The 21,816-nt window shown below is 40.7% G+C and carries 24 protein-coding genes and 1 pseudogene; 22 read left to right on the top strand and 3 right to left on the bottom strand.

Annotated elements, in window-relative coordinates; translation table 11 throughout:
• The first annotated feature begins 38 nt into the window (after nt 1–38).
• The 18 genes from BLCOC_RS19335 (at nt 39) to BLCOC_RS19250 (ending at nt 15,962) form a co-directional block, all read left to right on the top strand.
• Nucleotides 39–1,442 (top strand): FtsK/SpoIIIE domain-containing protein, encoded by a 1,404-nt coding sequence (locus tag BLCOC_RS19335; RefSeq protein ID WP_115623101.1) that lies wholly within the window; start codon nt 39–41, stop codon nt 1,440–1,442.
• Between the two features lie 137 nt (nt 1,443–1,579).
• Nucleotides 1,580–2,830: a MobT family relaxase gene (gene mobT / locus BLCOC_RS19330; protein WP_115625447.1), complete on the top strand. Its 1,251-nt coding sequence runs from the start codon at nt 1,580–1,582 to the stop codon at nt 2,828–2,830.
• A gap of 4 nt (nt 2,831–2,834) precedes the next feature.
• Nucleotides 2,835–2,966, top strand: a complete 132-nt coding sequence (locus BLCOC_RS19325; protein ID WP_115623100.1) for a DUF3789 domain-containing protein — start codon at nt 2,835–2,837, stop codon at nt 2,964–2,966.
• Nucleotides 2,966–3,187: a hypothetical protein gene (locus BLCOC_RS19320; protein WP_115623099.1), complete on the top strand. Its 222-nt coding sequence runs from the start codon at nt 2,966–2,968 to the stop codon at nt 3,185–3,187. The genes BLCOC_RS19325 and BLCOC_RS19320 overlap by 1 nt, the downstream gene beginning before the upstream one ends.
• A 68-nt stretch (nt 3,188–3,255) precedes the next feature.
• Nucleotides 3,256–3,873: a hypothetical protein gene (locus BLCOC_RS19315; protein ID WP_115623098.1), complete on the top strand. Its 618-nt coding sequence runs from the start codon at nt 3,256–3,258 to the stop codon at nt 3,871–3,873.
• A gap of 1 nt (nt 3,874) precedes the next feature.
• On the top strand, nt 3,875–4,621 hold the full coding sequence (locus BLCOC_RS19310) for an abortive infection family protein (protein WP_115623097.1): 747 nt from the start codon (nt 3,875–3,877) through the stop codon (nt 4,619–4,621).
• 68 nt (nt 4,622–4,689) lie between these two features.
• On the top strand, nt 4,690–4,935 hold the full coding sequence (locus BLCOC_RS19305) for a hypothetical protein (protein ID WP_115623096.1): 246 nt from the start codon (nt 4,690–4,692) through the stop codon (nt 4,933–4,935).
• Entirely contained in the window at nt 4,917–5,411 is a 495-nt protein-coding gene (locus BLCOC_RS19300; protein WP_115623095.1) for an antirestriction protein ArdA, read from the top strand. Before BLCOC_RS19305 ends, BLCOC_RS19300 begins: the two co-directional genes overlap by 19 nt.
• Before the next feature lie 23 nt (nt 5,412–5,434).
• A complete protein-coding gene (locus BLCOC_RS19295; protein WP_115623094.1) occupies nt 5,435–5,920 on the top strand; it encodes an antirestriction protein ArdA in 486 nt (161 codons plus the stop codon).
• A gap of 111 nt (nt 5,921–6,031) precedes the next feature.
• A complete protein-coding gene (locus BLCOC_RS19290; protein WP_016440021.1) occupies nt 6,032–6,421 on the top strand; it encodes a conjugal transfer protein in 390 nt (129 codons plus the stop codon).
• Nucleotides 6,408–8,858, top strand: a complete 2,451-nt coding sequence (gene tcpF / locus BLCOC_RS19285) for a conjugal transfer ATPase TcpF (RefSeq protein ID WP_016440022.1) — start codon at nt 6,408–6,410, stop codon at nt 8,856–8,858. Before BLCOC_RS19290 ends, tcpF begins: the two co-directional genes overlap by 14 nt.
• A 5-nt stretch (nt 8,859–8,863) precedes the next feature.
• The gene (locus BLCOC_RS19280) at nt 8,864–11,014 is read left to right on the top strand and encodes a CD3337/EF1877 family mobilome membrane protein (RefSeq protein ID WP_115623093.1); all 2,151 of its coding nucleotides are present in this window, start codon (nt 8,864–8,866) and stop codon (nt 11,012–11,014) included.
• Complete coding sequence (locus tag BLCOC_RS19275) at nt 11,011–12,015, top strand: bifunctional lytic transglycosylase/C40 family peptidase (protein ID WP_115623092.1); 1,005 nt, start codon at nt 11,011–11,013, stop codon at nt 12,013–12,015. Before BLCOC_RS19280 ends, BLCOC_RS19275 begins: the two co-directional genes overlap by 4 nt.
• Before the next feature lie 15 nt (nt 12,016–12,030).
• Nucleotides 12,031–12,939 carry a conjugal transfer protein gene (locus tag BLCOC_RS19270; protein ID WP_115623091.1) on the top strand — a complete coding sequence of 303 codons (909 nt, stop codon included), beginning with the start codon at nt 12,031–12,033 and terminating at the stop codon, nt 12,937–12,939.
• A gap of 258 nt (nt 12,940–13,197) precedes the next feature.
• Entirely contained in the window at nt 13,198–13,872 is a 675-nt protein-coding gene (locus tag BLCOC_RS19265; RefSeq protein ID WP_015541093.1) for a response regulator transcription factor, read from the top strand.
• Nucleotides 13,860–15,194 (top strand): HAMP domain-containing sensor histidine kinase, encoded by a 1,335-nt coding sequence (locus BLCOC_RS19260; RefSeq protein WP_115623090.1) that lies wholly within the window; start codon nt 13,860–13,862, stop codon nt 15,192–15,194. The genes BLCOC_RS19265 and BLCOC_RS19260 overlap by 13 nt, the downstream gene beginning before the upstream one ends.
• Nucleotides 15,195–15,244: 50 nt before the next feature.
• Nucleotides 15,245–15,757, top strand: a complete 513-nt coding sequence (locus BLCOC_RS19255) for an immunoglobulin-like domain-containing protein (RefSeq protein ID WP_115623089.1) — start codon at nt 15,245–15,247, stop codon at nt 15,755–15,757.
• Between the two features lie 19 nt (nt 15,758–15,776).
• Nucleotides 15,777–15,962, top strand: coding sequence for a cysteine-rich KTR domain-containing protein (locus tag BLCOC_RS19250; RefSeq protein ID WP_101884086.1), 186 nt, complete (start codon nt 15,777–15,779; stop codon nt 15,960–15,962).
• Nucleotides 15,963–16,023: 61 nt separating this feature from the next.
• On the opposite strand, the gene BLCOC_RS19245 is transcribed toward BLCOC_RS19250, so the two are convergent.
• Nucleotides 16,024–16,380 carry a helix-turn-helix domain-containing protein gene (locus BLCOC_RS19245; protein ID WP_015541095.1) on the bottom strand — a complete coding sequence of 119 codons (357 nt, stop codon included), beginning with the start codon at nt 16,378–16,380 and terminating at the stop codon, nt 16,024–16,026.
• 571 nt (nt 16,381–16,951) lie between these two features.
• On the opposite strand from BLCOC_RS19245, the gene BLCOC_RS19240 reads away from it, so the two are divergent.
• The 4 genes from BLCOC_RS19240 (at nt 16,952) to BLCOC_RS19225 (ending at nt 19,787) form a co-directional block, all read left to right on the top strand.
• The gene (locus BLCOC_RS19240; protein WP_115623088.1) at nt 16,952–17,371 is read left to right on the top strand and encodes an RNA polymerase sigma factor; all 420 of its coding nucleotides are present in this window, start codon (nt 16,952–16,954) and stop codon (nt 17,369–17,371) included.
• Nucleotide 17,372: 1 nt separating this feature from the next.
• Complete coding sequence (locus tag BLCOC_RS19235; protein WP_006857574.1) at nt 17,373–17,612, top strand: helix-turn-helix domain-containing protein; 240 nt, start codon at nt 17,373–17,375, stop codon at nt 17,610–17,612.
• A 381-nt stretch (nt 17,613–17,993) separates the two neighbouring features.
• Entirely contained in the window at nt 17,994–18,137 is a 144-nt protein-coding gene (locus tag BLCOC_RS19230; RefSeq protein WP_016440029.1) for a hypothetical protein, read from the top strand.
• An 81-nt stretch (nt 18,138–18,218) separates the two neighbouring features.
• Nucleotides 18,219–19,787 carry a recombinase family protein gene (locus BLCOC_RS19225; protein WP_115623087.1) on the top strand — a complete coding sequence of 523 codons (1,569 nt, stop codon included), beginning with the start codon at nt 18,219–18,221 and terminating at the stop codon, nt 19,785–19,787.
• A gap of 83 nt (nt 19,788–19,870) precedes the next feature.
• Here BLCOC_RS19225 and BLCOC_RS19220 read toward each other — a convergent pair.
• Both BLCOC_RS19220 and BLCOC_RS19215 read right to left on the bottom strand, forming a co-directional pair.
• Nucleotides 19,871–20,092, bottom strand: a pseudogene (locus BLCOC_RS19220) (manganese catalase family protein); the annotation flags it as partial.
• A 24-nt stretch (nt 20,093–20,116) separates the two neighbouring features.
• Nucleotides 20,117–21,682 (bottom strand): recombinase family protein, encoded by a 1,566-nt coding sequence (locus BLCOC_RS19215; RefSeq protein ID WP_165907140.1) that lies wholly within the window; start codon nt 21,680–21,682, stop codon nt 20,117–20,119.
• Between the last annotated feature and the right edge of the window lie 134 nt (nt 21,683–21,816).

Raw genomic sequence — 21,816 nt, 5'->3', positions numbered from 1 at the left:
CAGAATTTACTGCTTTTTCTATATCCAAAGGAATGTTTATGAATTTACTAAAATATAAAGGAAAACATATTCGAGTCAGTGACAAATCATTGGTTTTTCGTTTCTCGGCTGGTTCACTGTTCCTGCTGTTCCTTGCGGTGATTATGCTGCTGAACCTAAAGTCAATCCTCACTACGGACTGGAAATCGGTCAGCTTTCTACAAGATGGCAACGTCCATTTAGTAGTCACACCATATAGGATAGTGACTATTGTTGTGGCGGCTCTGGTCTGTGTGCTGGCTGCCCTTTTCTATCGCAGATTCCAGTATGACAGAGTGAAGCAGCTCTTTCACCGTCAAAAGCTGGCTCGTATGCTGCTGGAAAATGGCTGGTATGAATCAGAATCCACACAGGACAGCGGCTTTTTCAAGGATTTGCCAGCCACTACCAAAAAAGAGAAAATCACCTATTTTCCTAAAGTGTATTACCGTATGGAGCATGGACTTTTATATATCCGTACAGAAATCACATTGGGGAAATATCAAGAGCAGCTTTTACACTTGGAAAAGAAACTGGAAACAGGCTTGTACTGTGAGCTGGTTTCCAAAGAGCTGAAAGACAGCTATGTGGAATATGTGCTGCTCTATGATACGATTGCGAACAGAATCACTATCAATGAGGTACAGGCTGAACATGGCAGCTTGCGTCTAATGAAAAATGTCTGGTGGGAGTATGACAAGCTCCCCCATATGCTGATTGCTGGCGGCACTGGCGGCGGTAAAACTTACTTTATCCTTACTATCATTGAAGCTCTGCTCCGCAGCAATGCGGTCATGTATATTTTAGACCCAAAGAACGCCGACCTTGCGGATTTGTCCGTTGTCATGCCGGAAGTCTGGTACAAGAAAGAAGATATAACCGCCTGTATTGATAGATTTTATGATGGTATGATGGCAAGAAGTGAAGCTATGAAGCTCATGGAAAGCTACAGGACAGGTGAAAACTATGCCTATCTCGGTCTTGCTCCGTATTTTCTTATCTTTGATGAATATGTGGCGTTCATGGAAATGCTGACAACAAAGGAAAATGCCGCTGTGCTGAATAAGCTCAAACAGATAGTTATGCTTGGACGACAGGCAGGATATTTTCTGATTCTCGCCTGTCAGCGACCAGACGCAAAGTATCTCGGTGATGGAATCCGTGACCAGTTCAATTTCCGTGTGGCATTGGGGCGTATGTCGGAACTTGGTTACAGTATGATGTTCGGTGAAGTAGACAAGGACTTTTTTCTGAAACAGATCAAAGGGCGTGGCTACGTTGATACAGGAAACAGTGTCATATCTGAGTTTTACACTCCCCTTGTACCCAAAGGACACGACTTCCTAAAAGAGATAGGGAGATTATCACAAAACAGGCAGGACGGACAGGCGGCGTGCAGCGCGAAAGCCGCAGGTACGGACTAGCCTGTGTTGGGGTGGCGTGAGCCGCCCCAACCATCTGCCCCCGTTATCTAACAGGGGGGCACAAATTATCTGGAAACAGTCAATTACATATCGAAAAGTCCTTGAAAACAGAGGACTTTTCAAACATTCAAGGGAGTGTGACAAAATCGGTAACTGTCACATTCCTTTTTCGATTGGAGGGATTGAAACTGAATGATACCGACTGGATAAATGATTTTAAGGAAAAACGGACGGAGTACGGCGTTTCCCAGAATCGTCTTGCGGTCATGGCTGGTGTCAGTCGTGAGTATGTCAGCAGGATTGAATCTGGAAAAGTAGCCTTGACAGAAGAAATCAAGGGGAAATTCACGGACGCTCTGGAAAAGCTGAATCCAGAAAATCCGCTGGAAATGGTCTTCGATTACGTTAGAATCCGATTCCCCACACAGGACGTTCGGCACGTTGTTAAGGACATTCTTAGGCTTAAACTGGACGTAATGATACATGAGGACTACGGATTCTACTCTTATGCGGAACATTATGTCTTGGGTGATGTGTTCGTGCTGGCTTCACCCGATAAGGAAAAAGGCACATTGCTGGAGCTGAAAGGCAAAGGCTGTCGGCAGATGGAAAGCTATCTGCTGGCACAGCATAGGAGCTGGTATGACTTTCTCATGGATGCTCTGGTGGAGGGAGGTGTGATGAAACGTCTTGACCTTGCTATCAACGATATGGCAGGAATCTTGGATATTCCAGAGCTGACAGAGAAATGCAACCATGAAGAATGTGTTTCCGTATTCCGCAGCTTCAAGAGCTACCGCAGCGGTGAGCTGGTGAGAAGCAATGAGCAGGACAGATACGGAATGGGAAATACGCTTTATATCGGTTCGCTCAAATCAGAGGTTTATTTCTGTATCTATGAAAAGGACTATGAGCAGTATGTGAAATACGATATTCCGATTGAAGATACGAAAATCAAGAACCGTTTTGAAATCCGGCTGAAAAATGAGCGAGCCTATTATGCGGTGCGTGACCTGCTGACCTACCATGACGCAGAACGTACCGCTTTTGACATTATCAACCGTTATATGCGGTTCGCTGACAAGGAGGTGGAGAAAAGACGCAGCGAATGGCAGACCAATGAAAAATGGGCGTACTTTATCGGCTCTGATCGTGGGCGTTTGAAACTGACGACCAAACCAGAGCCTTATACGCTCACAAGGACGCTCAACTGGATAAGCAGACAGGTAGCTCCCACTTGGAAAGTCTTACAGAAGATTGACAGTACCAATGGCACGACTTATCTCAAAGACATTTTAGACCATGCGAAGCTCACGGAGCGTCACAAAAAGCTGATTGAACAGCAAACAACTTCCACAGAGGAAATGATTACAGAAACGGAGGAATGATAACATGAAGCATATCTTATTTGATTTATTCCTGTTCTCTCTTGGAGCAGGATTCGGCGTAATTATGATGTGTCTTATGCAGGCAGGAGCAGCCGCAGACAGAGAAATTGAAATGATGGAAAGGAGCAGGAAATAATGAATTTCGGACAGAACTTATACAACTGGTTTTTATCTAACGCACAGAGCCTTGTACTCATGGCAATCGTGGTTATCGGCGTGTATCTCGGATTCAAGCGTGAATTTTCCAAACTGATTGGATTCTTGGTGATTGCCTTAATTGCTGTCGGCTTGGTATTCAATGCCGCTGGTGTAAAAGATGTACTGTTGCAGCTATTCAATAAGATTATTGGAGCGTAAGTAAGATTGTTATATACTCCATAAAATGTTATAATTTATTATAATTTAGCAATTGTGGAGGATTAAATATGAGTGATACAATTATTGCTGCTATGATAGCTCTTGCAGGTGCAGGCGTTGGTTGTGTTTTCACTTTAGTAGCTGATTTTGTTAAAAACAAAAGCGAAAACAAACGATTAAAAATATCTTTAGAAGCAGCTCAGATAAGTAGTCAAAAGAATATGTCTGTTCAGTATATAACAAATAAAAGAGTTGATTGGATTTATGAAGTTAGAAATACATTGGCTGAATATATTGCTCTAGCTCAAGAATGTGCCAATAAAAAGGTTCTCGATAAAAGTATAACAATTCCAGAAAAAATTTATAGGGAACTAAATGTATATTTAGCAAAATTAAGATTACTATTTAATTTTGACGGGGATGATGATAAAAAAATATTGGATTTGTTAGATAATATTAAAAATAATATTTCTGCAGGAGAAGATTTTAACGCATTGAATTTTCAAAATGATATTATTTTACTGACAAAGTATTCTCAAGTATATTTAAAGTTAGAATGGGAACGTGTCAAATATGAAATTCGAGGTGAAAAAGACCTAACAGCGGAGCAAATGCAAGCAAATGAAATATCCCTATTAAAAGAAAAATATTATCATGAATATTTAAAACAAGAAAGGAATAATTAAAATGGATGATAGAAGTTTTAAAGTAACATTGATTAAAGCACTTGAGCATAGAGCTAATGCGGATTGGAAGTTTGGGACAGATAAAATGTGGGAAGTAATTATGACACTTCCACGTTGTAATGTTTATATTGAAGAAACGGGTTTATTTACAAGACGTGAGTGGAATACATATTGTTCAATTCTTCATATACAAGCACCAATAGATAAACAAGATTCTTTTATTGCAGAACGGGAAAACATTTTAGATATAGCAGAAAGTATTTATGGACGACAAGGTGACAATTACTTAACACATGTTGATATTGGTATTTTAGTTGAACATTATGAGGTTATAGACTTTTCTTCTATTTCATTAACAGAAGTAATTAGTAAAGCTATTGCTGATGCCGAATTACTAATGGAGCAAGGAAAATATGACTCTGCATTTGACCGAATACATACAGCTTTTCATGGGTATTTGAGAAAAGTATTGGATAACAAACAAGTTGGTTATGAAGAATCTGATACGTTGAGCCAGTTATATACTAAATTGCATACGGAAGTTAGTGCGAATATTGGTTCTACCGAAATTGCAGAGTTAGTAAGAAAATCGTTACGTAGTGCTTCTGGTGTAATTGCAGCAATCAATGAAATGCGAAATAGACATTCATTATCACATCCTAATGACGATTTATTGCAGAAAAGAGAAGCTGAATTTGCAATAAAACTTGTAAAGGATATGTCAGATTATATCAATAGCATTATTTAAAGTAATAAGCAGTAAATCTTAACAGTTTGCTGCTTTTTTCATGCAAATTTTTAAGATTGGAGGACAACATGAAAATAGATATATTTGAGGATGTGAAAGAGCGTGTCGGCTGTGACAACATTTCCGATTTGCCTTACCGTAAACGTGCGGTGTGGGAAGAAATTAAACAACTTCCACCGACAGCATATCCAAAAGAACAGTTAGAAAAGTTTTCCCATTATGTATTTGGCGTAGATTATGCTGTTATAATGGGAATACTGGAAATGAAGAAAGGAAGTGACACATCTTGCAGGAAATGCGAATCTACCTGTTAAACAATACAAAACCTTACCATGACGAGGACGACGGTTACTCTGGCGACTGGTTCAACTGCCCTGTGGATTTTGAAGAAGTCAGAGAAAAACTCGGCGTTGAGCATGAGGAACAGATTGAGATTGCAGACTATGAGTTGCCCTTTGACTTACACAGCGATATGCCGCTTTGGGAAATCAATGCCAACTGCCGCATGGTGCTTGAATTGGAGGGTACACCTATCGGCAATGAAATGAAAGCCATTCAGCAGAAATGGTTTTCCAGCTTTGATGAATTTATCGACCATAAGGACGAGATACGCTACTATGATGTGGGTGACGGTGCGGCACTGGCAGAATACCTTATCCGTGAGGAAAATGTGTTCGGTGAGATTCCCCACGAACTGTTGAAACATATCGACTATCACTCCTATGGTAGTGAGCTGGAAATGGACGACAGATACTTATTTACCACAAGCGGCGTATTCCGTTACCAGTAAAGGGGTGATGTGGTATCGAAGAAATGCGAATCTATATCGCCAATCTTGGGAAATACAACGAGGGTGAGCTTGTGGGTGCGTGGTTTACGCCGCCCGTTGATTATGATGAGATGGCAGAGCGTATCGGCTTGAATGAGCAATACGAAGAATACGCTATCCATGATTATGAGCTGCCCTTTGAGATTGACGAATACACGCCCATTGAGGAAGTCAACCGCCTGTGTGAAATGGTGGAGGACTTACCAGAGGACATACAGGACGAATTATCGGAGCTGCTAGGCTATTACAGCAGCTTGGAAGATTTGTGCGAACACGCAGACGATATTATCCATTATCCCGATTGTAGTGATATGACAGACGTTGCCTATTACTTCATAGATGAATGTCAAAGTCTGGGTGAGATACCAGACAGGATAAGAAGCTACATAGACTATGAAGCCTACGGGCGTGACCTTGACTTGGAGGGGCGTTTTGTCGTCACCAATCATGGGGTGTTTGAATGTCCATAACAACTGAATATTTTATCATCAGCCAGTGAAATGACACTGGTATTTTTTATGCAGCAGCTTGTGAAATACAGGCTGCTGTTTCCATTTTAGAAAAGAAAGGAGCTGTGAAAATTGAAGAAAATCAAAAGCTATACAAGCATATGGAGCGTGGAAAAAGTCATTTATGCAATCAACGACTTTCAGCTCCCGTTCCCTGTCACGTTCAGTCAGATGGCTTGGTTTGTGGTATCGCTGTTCGTGGTGATTCTCTTTGGGGAGCTGCCGCCCTTTAACATGATTGACGGGGCATTCCTCAAATACTTTGGAATCCCCGTCGCTTTTACTTGGTTCGTATCGCAAAAGACCTTTGACGGGAAAAAGCCATTTGGATTTTTAAAATCCTGTGTGAGTTTTTTACTCCGACCAAAAGTGACCTATGCAGGAAAAGCCATTAAGCTGAAACATGAAAAATTCAATCCCGTTATTACAGCAGTTAGGAGTGTGATGTATGTTCCCGATTAAATATATTGAAAACAATCTGGTGTTCAACCATGACGGTGAGTGTTTCGCTTACTATGAGCTGACACCTTACAATTATTCGTTCCTGTCACCAGATGAAAAGTACATGGTGCATGACAACTTCCGCCAGCTTATCGCCCAGAACCGTGACGGGAAAATCCATGCCTTACAGATTGCCACAGAGGACAGTTTACGTGCAGTACAGGAGCGTTCTAAAAAAGGAATCACAGGCAGATTGAAAGAAATAGCCTGTAAAAAGGTAGACGAACAGACAGAAGCGTTGGTTGAGATGATTGGGGAAAATCAGATTGACTACCGTTTTTTTCTTGGCTTCAAGCTGCTAGTGAATGAGGAAGAAATCAACCTAAAAAGTATGAAAAAGTCGGCAGCCATGACCTTTACGGATTTTATCTATGAAGTCAATCACAAGCTCATGGGTGACTTTGTTTCCATGAGCAATGATGAAGTGGGGCGTTTTATGAAGATGGAGAAATTACTGGAAAGTAAAATCTCACGCCGCTTTCAGTTCCGCAGGCTGGATAAGAATGATTTCGGTTATCTCTTGGAGCATATCTACGGGAATACGGGAGTTGCTTACAGTGATTACAGTTATGATTTGCCAGTAAAGAAGTTAAAGCGTGAAACGCTGGTGAAGCGATATGACCTTATCCGACCTACACGCTGCATGATAGAGGAAAACCAGCGATACCTAAAGATTGAGCGTGAAGATCAGACAACGTATGTTGCCTACTTCACGATTAACAATATCGTGGGTGAGCTTGATTTTCCGTCCAGTGAAATCTTCTACTATCAACAGCAGCAATTCACGTTCCCTGTTTCCACTTCTATGAATGTGGAAATCGTCACTAATAAAAAGGCTCTGACAACGGTTAGAAATAAAAAGAAAGAATTGAAAGACTTGGATAACCACGCTTGGGAAGCAGGCAACGAAACAGGAAATAACGTCATTGAAGCTCTGGATTCAGTCAATGAGCTGGAAACGAACTTAGACCAGTCCAAAGAATCCATGTATAAGCTGTCCTACGTTATCCGTGTGGCGGCTAATACTCTGGAAGAACTGAAACGCCGCTGTGATGAAGTCAAGGACTTCTACGACGATTTGAATGTGAAGCTGGTACGCCCATTCGGGGATATGTTGGGATTGCATGGTGAGTTTATCCCAGCAAGTAAAAGATATATCAACGATTATATCCAGTATGTCACTTCTGACTTTCTGGCTGGACTTGGATTCGGTGCGACACAGCAGCTTGGGGAAACGGACGGTATCTATATCGGCTATAACCTTGATACAGGAAAAAATGTATATCTGAAACCCAGCCTTGCGGCACAGGGCGTTAAGGGTTCCGTCACCAATGCGTTAGCTGCCGCTTTTCTTGGTTCTCTTGGCGGTGGCAAGTCATTTTGTAACAACCTTATCATCTATTATGCGGTGCTGTTTGGAGGAAAAGCGGTCATTGTAGACCCTAAATCAGAGCGTGGCAACTGGCAGGAAACACTACCCGATATTGCACATGAAATCAAAATCGTCAACCTTACCAGCGAGAATAAGAACAAAGGACTTCTTGACCCTTATGTGATTATGAAGCGTACAAAAGACGCTGAAAGCCTTGCGATTGATATTTTAACATTCCTTACAGGTATTTCTTCCCGTGACGGTGAGAAGTTCCCTGTATTAAGGCGTGCAATCCGTTCTGTTACCCAGAGCAAAAAAAGAGGACTGCTCCGTGTCATTGATGAACTCCGCAAAGATGGTTCACTCGTGGCAGAGAATATCGCAGACCATATTGAGAGCATGACGGACTATGATTTTGCACACCTGTTATTCTCGGACGGTGATGTGGAACAATCCATCAGTTTAGACCGACAGCTTAACATCATACAGGTGGCTGACCTTGTATTGCCAGACAAGGACACAAAATTTGAAGAATATACCACAATGGAGCTGCTTTCCGTGGCAATGCTTATCGTTATCAGTACCTTTGCCTTAGATTTTATCCATTCGGACAGGAGCATTTTCAAGATGGTGGATTTGGACGAAGCGTGGACGTTCTTGCAGGTAGCACAGGGAAAAGCACTCTCTAACAAGCTGATTCGTGCTGGTCGTTCCATGAATGCCGCTGTGTACTTTGTGACACAAAACTCTGGTGATGTGGACGACGAAAAGATGAAGAACAATATCGGCTTGAAGTTTGCCTTTCGTAGCACAGATATAAAAGAAATCAAAAATACCCTTGAATTTTTCGGTGTGGATAAGGAGGACGAGGGCAACCAGAAGCGATTAAGGGATTTGGAAAACGGGCAATGCCTGTTTCAAGATTTATACGGGCGTGTGGGCGTTATCCAGATTCACCCTGTATTCGCTGACCTGTTCCATGCCTTTGATACCAGACCGCCAGTGCAGACGGAAGAAATGAGGTGAAGCCTATGGACAAGAGAAAAATAGTCCGTTATCTGCTTATCACGCTTTCGGTGATTCTCGGTGTGCTGGTATTTTTATCTATCACGGGTACGGTAGCTCATGCGGCTGGTCTGGTAGACAATACGGTGAGTGACGATAACACCTATTCTAAATATCCGCTGGAAAACTACCAGCTTGATTTCTATGTGGATTCAAGTTGGGATTGGTTACCGTGGAACTGGCTTGACGGTATCGGCAAAAGTATTCAGTACGGACTATATGCCATCACAAACTTTGTCTGGACGGTGAGCTTATACATTTCCAATGCGACGGGATATGTGGTACAGGAAGCCTACAAGCTGGACTTTATCTCTGATACCGCAAGCTCTATCGGAAAGAACATTCAGACGTTGGCTGGTGTCACTTCCAGCGGTTTTTCCAGCGAGGGGTTCTATGTGGGATTCCTGCTTATCCTTATTCTGGTAATGGGTATCTATGTGGCATACACAGGACTTATCAAGAGGGAAACCACAAAAGCAGTTCATGCGGTGATTAACTTTCTTGTGGTATTCCTGTTATCCGCTTCTTTTATTGCCTATGCCCCAAATTATATCAGTAAAATCAATGACTTTTCCGCTGATATAAGCAGCTCGGCGTTATCGCTTGGCACAAAGATTGTGCTGCCCGATTCCAACAGTAAAGGAAAAGACAGTGTGGATTTGATAAGGGACAGTCTGTTTTCCATACAGGTGAAACAACCGTGGCTGCTCTTACAGTATGGGGAATCGGATATAGAAACACTCGGCTCTGACCGTGTGGAAAGCCTGTTATCGGCAAGTCCAGATACGGACGATAGAGAAGATATAGTGATTGAGGAAATCGAAAATAAGGACAATGACAATCTAAGTGTCACAAAGACCATGACACGTTTAGGTATGGTGGTGTTCCTGTTCATCTTCAATATCGGTATCTCAGTTTTTGTATTCCTGCTTACGGGCATGATGATTTTCTCGCAGGTGCTATTTATCATTTACGTTATGTTCCTGCCAATCAGTTTTATCCTGTCTATGATTCCGACCTATGAGGGCATGGCAAAAAAGGCTCTTACGAAGCTGTTCAATACCATTATGATGAGGGCAGGAATCACGCTGATTATTACGACAGCTTTCAGCATATCCACTATGTTTTATTCCATTTCTTCTGGCTATCCGTTCTTTATGATTGCTTTTTTACAGATAGTCACCTTTGCAGGAATCTACTTTAAACTGGGTGATTTGATGACAATGTTCAGTCTGCAATCTTCCGACACACAGCAGGTCAGCAGACGAATCATGCGACGACCTTATATGTTCCTTAACCGTAGGGCAAGACGCTTGGAGCGTAAAATCGGAAGGACGGTTGCGGCTGGTGCTGCTGGCGGTGTCGCTGGTGCGGCGGCTGCTTCTGCTTCTACGAAAAAAGCAGATAATACAAAATCAGCAGGCAGCGGTCATACCAGACCAAACAATACGCCATCTTCCCATAGTGGAGGTAACGGAAAGCCGCCAGCTCTGCCAATGAATCAGAAGCCGCTTGCATTACCCGATAAGCAGAACAACGATTCTTCGCAATCGACAGTACATAGCAGCTCTGCAAGCCAGACGCAGGAAACGAAGTCCGCTTCTAAGCGTGGTATCGTGGATAAAAAAGCGGTATCGAAACAACCGCAATCAGAAAAACAGAATCCGCAGCGTCCGATAGTGGATAAGACACAGAAGAAACAGGAAACACAGGATAAGGAGCGACAGGACAATGGATCAGCGACAAAAGCTGGTACAGCGAAAGGAACTGCCCCATTGCATGAGCGACCAGTGACAACGCCTGTATCTGCGAAAGCAGCTTCACAGTCGGCAGGTTCTAAAGAAGAACAGAATATCAAAGAACGCCCTACTACTGTTAAGAGGGAGCAATCACAATCTGCCAGAGCAAAAGAGCCTGTCACAAAGCAACAGGAAGTAAGGACGCAGGTTGCCAGAGAATCTTCTTCTCCAGCAGCTACACCAAAACATTCGGGAACTGTGACAGATATGCCCCGTCAGACAGTCAAACATCAAAAGCAGACAAAGACAGTTAAGAAAAAGACCACAAATCAATCAACCGTGAATAAAACGTCCAGCAGGAAAGGCGGCAAGAAATGAAGCTGAAACACTTCGCTGTGTTCGGTGGGATTTTTACGGTGATTATCTGTCTGCTTTTGTTTCTGTTTATCGTGACCGCAGATGATGAAGAAAGCGGCACTTCCCACTATGATTTTTCTGGACTGAATCTGTCGGAAGAAGTGCTGAAACATCAGTCAACGGTAGAAAAATATGCAAAGGAATACGGGGTTTCTGAATATGTGAATTATCTGCTTGCGATTATGCAGGTGGAATCTGGCGGTACTGGCACGACAGACGTTATGCAGGCAAGTGAATCTCTTGGTCTGCCGCTTAATTCCCTGTCTACGGAGGAATCCATCAGACAGGGGTGTAAATATTTTTCGGAACTGCTAAAATCCGCAGAATCAAAAGGCTGTGACATCAACACGGTGGTACAAGCCTATAACTATGGCGGTGGGTTCATAGATTACGTTGCCAGTCATGGAAAGAAATACACCTTTGAGCTGGCGGTCAGCTTTGCAAAGGAGAAATCTGGCGGTGTCAAAATCACTTATAAAAATGAGATTTCCATTAAAGAAAATGGCGGCTGGCGTTACAAGTACGGAAATATGTTCTATGTAAAACTGGTGGCTCAATATCTTGCAGTCGCCCACTTTGACGACGCTACGGTACAGGCAATCTTTAATGAAGCTCTGAAATATCAAGGATGGAAATATGTATATGGCGGCAGCAATCCCAACACTTCTTTTGACTGTTCGGGTCTGGTGCAGTGGTGCTATGGAAAGGCTGGTATCAGTCTGCCACGAACCGCACAGGCACAGTATGATGTTACCCAGCACATACCGCTTTCACAGGCAAAAGCTGGTGACTTGATATTTTTCCATTCGACCTATAACGCTGGAACGTATGTAACCCACGTCGGGATATACGCAGGAAACAACAGAATGTATCACGCTGGCGACCCTATCGGATATACCGATTTAACAAGTTCATACTGGCAGCAACATCTGATAGGTGCTGGACGAGTGAAAACCAACTAAGAAAGGAATGGTGCTATGCTATTTAAGAAAAAAGAGAAAGAATCGAAACCGAAGAAAGAAAAGAAAGTCCCTGTGATGAAAGTCGGCACGCATAAGAAAACCGTGATTGCCTTGTGGCTGCTTCTCATTGTAAGTGTCAGCTTTGGCGTATATAAGAATTTCACCGCCATTGATATGCACACCGTACATGAAAAGGAAGTCATTGAACAACGGATTGTTGATACCAACAAGATAGAGAATTTCGTCAAGGCATTTGCAAAGTGCTATTATTCATGGAGCAATTCACAGGAAGCCATTGACGCAAGGACAAATAAAATCAGTCAGTATCTTACCAAAGAATTACAGGATTTGAATGTAGATACGGTGCGTGCGGATATACCGACCAGCTCCACCGCTACAGATGTGAAGATATGGGATATTGAACAGATGAATGAGAACGACTTTACCGTTACCTACTCTGTAGATCAAACGGTAACGGAGGGCGAAAAGTCCACGCAATATACTTCTGCTTATACCGTTGTGGTCTATGTGGATGATAACGGGGATATGGTGATTACACAGAATCCGACCATCAGCAGTATACCTATAAAATCCAGCTACGAACCGACTATGAAGCAGTCTGACGGAACGGTGGACGCTGCCACAATATCGGAAGTGAACGAGTTCTTGGAAACATTCTTCAAGCTCTATCCAACTGCAACGGAAAAGGAACTGGCATACTATGTATCTGGAAATGTGCTTGAGCCAGTGAATCGAGAATACACATTTTCAGAACTGGTAAACCCTGTATTTACGTCAGACGGGGAACAGGTAAAGGTGTCGGTGGCTGTGAAATACCTCGACCAGAGAACAAAAGCCACACAAATTTCACAGTTTGATTTGGTACTGAAAAAGACAGGCGGTAACTGGAAGGTTGTGGGATAGCATGAAGAAAGGCTTACAAATCATACCGAGGTATGGTTTGTAAGCTGATTATTGGAGTTGTTACAATTAATTTAAGGGATTATAATAATTGCAGCAGGTAAAATGCGTTATTGTTTGAATGGATATATGGATATGAAAATGTAACATTGTAATTGATGTAAAAATGTCAAATTGATAGTCACACGCATGTAATAGATAGAAGTTGTTAAAAAATTGTTTTTTCCATGATAAGATATACTGACTAAGGAGGAACGAATTATGGCACAGAGTATTTTGATTGTAGACGACGAAAAAGATATTGTATCAATGTTAAATCAATATTTTTACAAGATTGGTTATGTAGTGTATACAGCAATTAACGGAAAAGAAGCACTAAATGCAATCACTAAAAACCCCGATATTATTCTGTTGGATATAAATATGCCAGATATGAATGGCTTTACAGTTTGTGAGGCGATTAGAAATTATGTTTCCTGTCCTATTATTTTTTTAACAGCTCGTGTTGAGGACTGTGATAAAATCAAGGGGTTTGCTATCGGTGCTGACGACTATGTTGTAAAGCCTTTCTCTATTGATGAATTAGAAGCTAGAGTTGCTGCCCATTTGCGGAGAGAGAAAAGGCATAGTTCGTCTGCAATAGTACAGTTCGATAAAAATATAGTAATTGATTATTCATCACGAACGGTTTTTTATAAAAATGCTGAAATAAACTTTACGAAGAAAGAATTTGATATAATTGAATTTCTTTCACAAAACAAAGGTATTGTTTTCGACCGTGAAACAATCTATGAAAAAGTATGGGGGCTAGATGGTTGCGGTGACAATTCTGTTGTTACGGAACATATACGACGGATAAGAACAAAATTTCTTTCTATGAGTGATAATCCTTATATAGAAACTGTTTGGGGGTGCGGATATAAGTGGAAAAAATAAGGGAAAAAAAATTAGTATACTATATTGAGAACAGGAGTATTAAAATTTCATTTATTCTTTACGCACTTATTTCTTTAGTAGTTGGTATTACTATAAGTGTTACTGCCATTGCTCTTGTTGATAATTATAGAATGAATCTTAACTATAAATATGAGGACATGACAACAAGATATGATATACCTGAAAATGGTTCATTTATAGCAAAATACAATAATGACCAGACAGAGTATACAATATATAATGCAAGCCAAAAGAAAGTATGTAGTTTTGTTGTAGACTATCAAAAAGAACGCCCGGTACAAGAATACGTTTATCCAAATCATGTTTCTTATATTGAGGTCTCACCAAACTTTACCAAACAAGATAGGATTGTAGATACTACTTTAGGAATGATAAATATTGCCACTATTCCTGTTGTTCTTTCATTCAGTATGATACTTTGCGTAACTATTTTTATAAAACGAAAATTGGCGAGACCGATAAAGTTACTAACTAATGCTTATAGCAAAATTGAAAACAACGAATTGGACTTTACTCTGTATTACCCCTATAAAGACGAAATGGGTAAGCTGTGTCTTGCATTTGAAAAAATGAAAAATTGTTTATATCAAAACAATCAAAAAATGATACGACAGTTTGCTGAACAAAGACGATTAAATGCTGCTTTTTCGCATGATTTGCGTACTCCCTTAACACTACTTAAAGGGCATACTACAATGTTGTTATCATTTATTCCAAAAGGATTAGTTTCCCAACAAGAGGTAATTGATGAATTATCAACAATGCGTAAGAATGTGGAACGACTTGAAAAACACGTTAATGCCATGACGAATCTATACCGATTAGAAGATATAGAAATCAAAAAAGAGACTATAAACTTTAACTTACTATTAAAATCTTTATCAGATACAACAGAACTGCTTTGTACGGACATAAAATACTCTATTAAGACAAGCTGTAATAATATCGAAAACCTATTTATCAATCTTGATATTGTTGTACAGATTTATGAAAATTTATTATCTAATAGTATTAGATATGCTAATTCAATGATAGATATTGACATTAGTATGAAAAAACAATATTTATTGATTTCCGTCTCTGATGATGGCTGCGGTTTTAAGGATAGTGATATAGAGCGTGTGACATTACCGTTTTACAAATCATCGCAAGACAATACGACTGAACATTTGGGTTTAGGATTAAATATTTGTAAAATATTGTGTGAAAGGCATGGAGGTACATTGAAAATTGCGAATAATGATAAGGGTGGAGCATGTGTTACAGCTTGGATAAAAATCATAGATGTTGATGAAAAATAGATATTTGCTCCATATAATTGGACTAAACATTTATCGAGGAGGTTTTAAAAATGAAAAAATGTATCTGCATAATTTTAGTAATAGCCGTAAGCATTTTATCTGGGTGCAATTCATCACAAAATGAGGAAAATGTATTCCCACAAAATTTTAAAGAATATTACGAGGTTTCGCCTTATGGAAATGAAGAAGAAATTAATTCTTTATCAGATGTTGAAATTACATTAGATAAAAAATGGGATTTTAACTTAGAGAATGCGACATTTTTTATCGAGAACAACTCTGATAAAGAATACCATTGTTCAGAATCTTATTTTGAAATCGAAGCAGAACAATCAGATGTATGGTATCAATTAACTCAACTTTCTGACCCGTCAAAAAACAATGAAGATGATGTTATTATAAAACCATCAGAAAGATTGAGGTTAGCATATGATATTTCTTCGTTTTATGGTGAACTCCCATCAGGGCATTATCGGATAATTATAAGTGTTTCTTATTTTGAATCCCCAAAAGATTGGGATTATGACACATATTATTTGGCATGTGAGTTTACAATAAAATAGCATATTAGAGAGAAAACGAATGATAACAAAAAAATGGATATACTGCCCTATATGCAGAAATAAAACACGCACAAAAATACGAAAGGATACAGAATTGATAAATTATCCTCTATTCTGCCCTAAATGTAAACAAGAAAGCCTAATCAATGTAAGGCAACAACAAATAACTGTTATAGAGCCAGACGCTAAGACGCAGAGCCGATAACACCGAGAATAAGTATTTCTTGGGTTATCGGCTTATTTTATTGGTAATCAAAAGTGGAGCGTTATTCTTCCGCCACTTCCTTAGACTTGATGATTCCGTTAGCGACGCTTTCCATGATAACTAAATCCTTATCGGAAAGGTTGTCAAGTTGCTTTTCCAACTGTCGTCTTCTGGTGCTTTTATCCAGATCAGACGCAGGCAGGAAAAATTCATCAACAGAAATATTGAGCAATGATACAAGGTCATAGAATACCTGTAAACTTGGGTGCTGTCCTTTATTTTCAATATTTGTTAGATAACGTGGGTCAATCTCAATCATTGTTCCCACTTGTTCACGGGTTAAACCCTGTTTCATACGAGCTTCTTTGATGGCAAGACCAAAAGCTCTGAAATCGTACTTATCTTCTTTTTTACGCATATGTAATCACCTCACTATATTCTACAGTTCCTGTTGATTTTCTAACAGGTATAGAAAAACGTATAGTAAGGTTTACTAGTTCCTATTATGCGTAAATCAATTAAAAAGTGCTGCATAGCGGCAAATAAAAAAAACCGCTATCAACAGTACCGTTTTTGCGTGTCACAAAATACCTTTTTCCAGATGGCGGTTGAAAAGCCGCCTTTTTCTTTTCCCATCAATAGAAAAACAACATAATGGTTTTGGGTTAGCGGCTTTGGGAGGTAGCCGCATTGAAAGACCTGTATAATCGACAATCTTCAATATATCCGTTATTGTCAAAAAAATCCTAGCTTTCACAGCGGCACAATATACCCTTGAATGTGGTTTTTCACGTTACATAACAGGAACAATTTTAAAAGCACAAGAACAGCATTTCTTATATGCCCTTGTGCTTTTTTGCTACTTTAAAAAATTTTTTGATTTTTTTCTGATTCGGGTTACAAATCGCCCCTCCGTGTTGAGTGTTAGTGCGGAAAGAGGTAAAAAGCCTTTTCGCTTTAGCAACTTCAACTTGAAAGGAGGTGAGATTATGAAACCTTCTTCATTTGAGAACGCTATAAGACTTCAATTTGACTGTCTGGCTCGTAAGGTGATTGGCAGAACTGTAAAGAACTACAACAAAGAACTTGCCAGACGTGCAAAGCATGAAATATCTTTCTGTGAAATACCAGAGCTGGAATTAAACCAGTTGAGTGTATCGGACGAATACCCGATTGAATTTACTTCCTTTGATGTGTTTGGTACAGAAGTTCGTGTCTATGATGAGAAATTATGTGAAGCAATCAAAAAATTAAGCGAAAGACGACGCAATGTTGTGTTGATGTTCTATTTTCTGGAATTACCAGACGCAGAAATCGCAGAGATTTTGGATATTTCCAGAAACTCTGTTTATAGAAACAGAATGTGTTCACTAAAGCTCATTAGAGATATGTATGAGGAGGAATTATAACATGATGAAGTCTACAAAAAAGTGTCCTCTATTCTCCACAATCAGTTTAGCTGCTGATGGCGACGAAGTGGCAATAGAGAAAATATTAAATCACTATGACGCTTACATATCAAAAGCAAGTTTACGCCCGTTCTATGATGAACACGGAAATATGTATATTGTGGTCGACATGGAACTGAAAGGCAGAATCAGAGCTGCTCTTATTAAAGCAATTCTAGGTTTTGAAGTCAGAGTGAAATAAGCGAATATATACGGAGTGTTCTATCACCTCATTCCAGCTCCGTTTTACAAGTGTTCTTTGAAAAATGAATAAAGTAATCAGATACGTTTGATATACGGTGAGCCGACGGACTGGAACGCCATGACCCACGAAAGGAGGGATAAAGAAGCGAGCGACCATGCCAGTGATCCGTAAGCGACTGTTGGAAAAGTTGCTGCCATGACCTGTATATCAGAATAATGATACACCCGTATGACACGGTTCACCCATCAGAATGGGAATGGTGAAATTCCAGTGGAGCTTTCCAAAGCCATCTGATTACTTCTTATTTATAGACAAATTCTTTCATAATGTACAAGCATTTTTGCATACTTTGTAAATATATTGTAGTGAGGTGGTTCAATGGCAAATGACGCAAAGGTAGTTTGCAAGAATGTTTTTAAAAATTGTGATAGAGCGGCGTTTACAAAAGCATTTACTCTAAAATGGATAGAGTTGATAAATCAATATGAAAAAAATAAAGGAAAGGCAACTCCTGCCAGATGATAGACAAACTATCCTACAAGATGTTATAATAACATTATGTAGAGATAGTTTGTTTCGTCTTCTCTAAAAGGAGAACGAAGCATGATAGAATCAAAATCAAGAGTTGCTATTTATTGCCGCTTATCAGAGGAAGATAGAAACAAACAATCAGAAACAGACGACAGTAACAGTATTCAGAATCAAAAGTCAATGTTACTTCAATACTCATTAGAGCATGGTTGGGAAGTCTACAACATATACAGTGATGATGATTACACTGGTTCTGACAGACGACGACCAGAATTTAACAGGTTGTTGGAGGACGCAAAGAATCGTAAATTTGATATTGTCCTTTGTAAGACACAATCCAGATTTACCAGAGAACTAGAATTAGTGGAAAAATATATCCACGGTCTTTTCCCTATTTGGGGTATTCGTTTCATCAGCATTGTTGATAATGCAGATACCGCTAATAAAGGAAATAAGAAATCAAGACAGATAAATGGTCTGGTGAATGAGTGGTACTTAGAGGATATGTCAGAGAACATTAAAAGCGTTCTCACTGACAGAAGAAAGAACGGATACCATATCGGTGCTTTTGCCCTGTATGGTTACAAAAAAGACCCTGACGTAAAAGGGCATTTGATTATTGATGAAGAAGCTGCGGAAGTTGTCAGAGAAGTTTTTACACTGTTTTCACAGGGATATGGAAAGACCGCCATTGCCCGTATGCTGAATGACAGAGGAATATCAAACCCTACGGAATACAAACGACTTCATGGTTTGCGTTACAAGCAGCCTAAAACGAAAAACAGTACCCTATGGAAATATTTTGCCATATCAGATATGTTGGTGAATGAAATCTATATCGGGAATATGGTTCAAGGGAAATATGGCAGCGTTTCTTATAAGACAAAGCAAAACAAACCCAGACCAAAAGACGAGTGGTACAGAGTTGAGGGTACACATGAGTCGATTATTGACCGTGAGTTATGGGATAGGGTTCAAGCATTGGTAGCTCAAAAGGCAAAACCTTTCACAGTTGGCACAATCGGCTTATTTGCCAGAAAAGCTCGCTGTATGAATTGTGGTTATACAATGCGTTCATCAAAGAATCGTGGTAAGCATTATTTACAATGTTCTAACCGCCATGTAGCAAAGGACGCTTGTATAGGTTCTTTCATTTCAGTAGACAAATTGGAAAAAGCTGTGATTGATGAACTTAATAAGTTATCCGCAGAATATCTGGATAAAGATGAGCTTGAACAAAATGTGCAATTCAATAATGACTTGCGAGGTCAAAAAGAAGCTTTGGAAACGGAGATTGCTGCTTATCAAAAAAAGATTGCGGAATACACAAAAGGAATCCGTGAACTATATTTAGATAAGGTAAAGGGTATTCTTTCCGAACTTGATTACTTGGATTTATCTAAAGACTTCTCAACACAAAAAGAAAGGCTCGAAAAACTGGTAATTGATACGCAGAAACAGCTTGATGTTATTGAAAGAAAAATGCTGATTGGCGATAACAGACGACAGTTAATCGAGCAATATACAAATCTTGAACACTTAGACAGGGAAACGGTTGAAAAGCTGATTGATTATGTATTGGTCGGTAAGAAAGACCCTGTAACTAAGGAAGTACCTATTGAGATACATTGGAATTTCTAAAGTTCTCATATCTGGCAGCTAGTATGCCAGATTATTGGGAACTATCTTTTAAAACCTCAATGTTGTCTTTACACAATCGTACCATCTGCTGCCATATCCTCAAATAAATCGGTGATAGGATCGCCTTTTGACTGGAACTCACAGGCATTGAAGGGGACACCTCCGGCAGCCTGAGGCCAGATGCCTACGGTATGGTCAATATAGTAGGGGCCGAGGCCTGATTTCTCAATTTCCTCCATGGACAGGTTGCGGGTGAGCTGGTGTACGATGGTGGCTACCATTTCCATGTGAGCCAGTTCGTCAGTACATAGAGGTTATCAATAAGCTTTTTATTGGATTTTGGGGTAAATGTCCAGAGTAAATGTGATCTCGTCACCGTGTTTAAAGCCGTTTTTGCTGTCTTTTGTGTAGTCGATTCTCTCGATCAGCTCTTTAAGCACGGAGTTCCGGGTCGGTATGTCCCAGTCCCAGTAATTGGATAAGAGATGTTCACATTTGGGGATGAAGTTGAATTTCTGTGCAAGGAGTTCCCGGTCGTGATCCAGCTCAGAAGAGATCCGCTCAATGGCTGCGGAACAATCACGGATCTGTTTTGCCGTGGCTCCGGATCGTTCCAGGAATATCTCCGTTGTGTATACCCCTTGTTCTAAGAGGTCATATTGTCTGGTTTTCTGTGCGGTAAGGTTATCCAGCTCTGCGCGTTTTTCTACAAGGATTTTTTCCTTTGCCGCTATGATATCCACTCCGTTGTTGTCATTGAGGGTGTCATTCACCTTATAGCTCTGTACCAGTTCTGCCAGGCCGGCAATGACTGCCTTTTCAACCAGGGACAGCCGGCTGCTCACATTGTCACAGGATGTATACGGGCACAAGAGAGTGTCTTCCTGTTTCCGGTTAGCGTAAGGCCGCCTTACCATGCTGTGGCCGCATTTCCCACAGTGGACAAGGCCGGAGAGCGGATTCTTTACCGCATTCATGACACCTATGGGCCTGGGAGGATTTTGTTGCCTATAACACTGGGCGAGGTCATAAAGCTCCTGGGAGATTATGGGTTCGTGTAAACCATCAGATATTATGTAATCATTACTCCGCGGACGTGTCTTTACGACAGCTCCGTCCTCAATCTTGTTTACCGCTTTTCTACGGTTCCAGCGTATCTTTCCGGTGTAAACAGGATTATCCAGTATGTTCACAACAGTGGCAGGAGACCAGGGTTTGCCCGATAACGTAGGGATCCCCATTTCATTTAACTTTCTGGCTATTTTCTGCATCCCCAGGCGTTCTCCACTAACGCCATATGCGTACCAGTTATACATCAACCGCACGATTTGGGCCTGGGCAGGGACCGGCCGGAGAGAGAACCCCTTCCCCTGCAGCTTCACACGCTCGTATCCGTATGGTGGTTTATTGCCACAGTATTTGCCTTCCTGCACAGATGAGAGACGTCCGGCGTTCAGTCGACGCTTTATGGTCTTGTACTCCCTTCTGGACATAAAGAGGCCAAACTCAAAATACTCCTCATCAAACTCATTGTTGGGATCATAAGTCTTTGCCGGGGTTATGATTTTTGTATCGGAATATTGAAAAGCACGGGCTACAACGCCCTGATCAATAGAATCACCGCGGGCAAGACGCTCCACCTCTACGACCAGAACGCCATCCCACATACCAGATTCCACTTCCTGCAGGAGGCGCTGCATCACAGGCCGGGCAGATATTGTTTCGCCGGATACTACTTCCCGGTAAATGGCTCCAATGTGGCAACCGCGGCGTTTGGCAAGGTCAAGCAGGATTCTTTCATGCCGGGCCAGGGTTTCCTCCTCTCCGCGTGCTTCGGCTTCCCGATCTGCACGGGACTTTCTTAAATAGATACAGTCTCTTTCAAGTGTGTTCATTGTATCACCTCTCTGTAAAATATGTAAAAATAGGTACAAAAATAACAGCCAGCGAACTTTTGTTCCGCTTGCATGGCTGCTCCGAAGATGATACAATGTATTTGCGATGTACGTATCTCTTCGGAGGTATAGGC

Origin of the sequence: Blautia coccoides, from assembly GCF_034355335.1 — a bacterium.
Taxonomy (GTDB): Bacteria; Bacillota; Clostridia; order Lachnospirales; family Lachnospiraceae; genus Blautia; species Blautia producta.
Note: the sequence above shows the minus strand (reverse complement) of the source record. Positions and strands in the feature narration are given on the sequence as shown.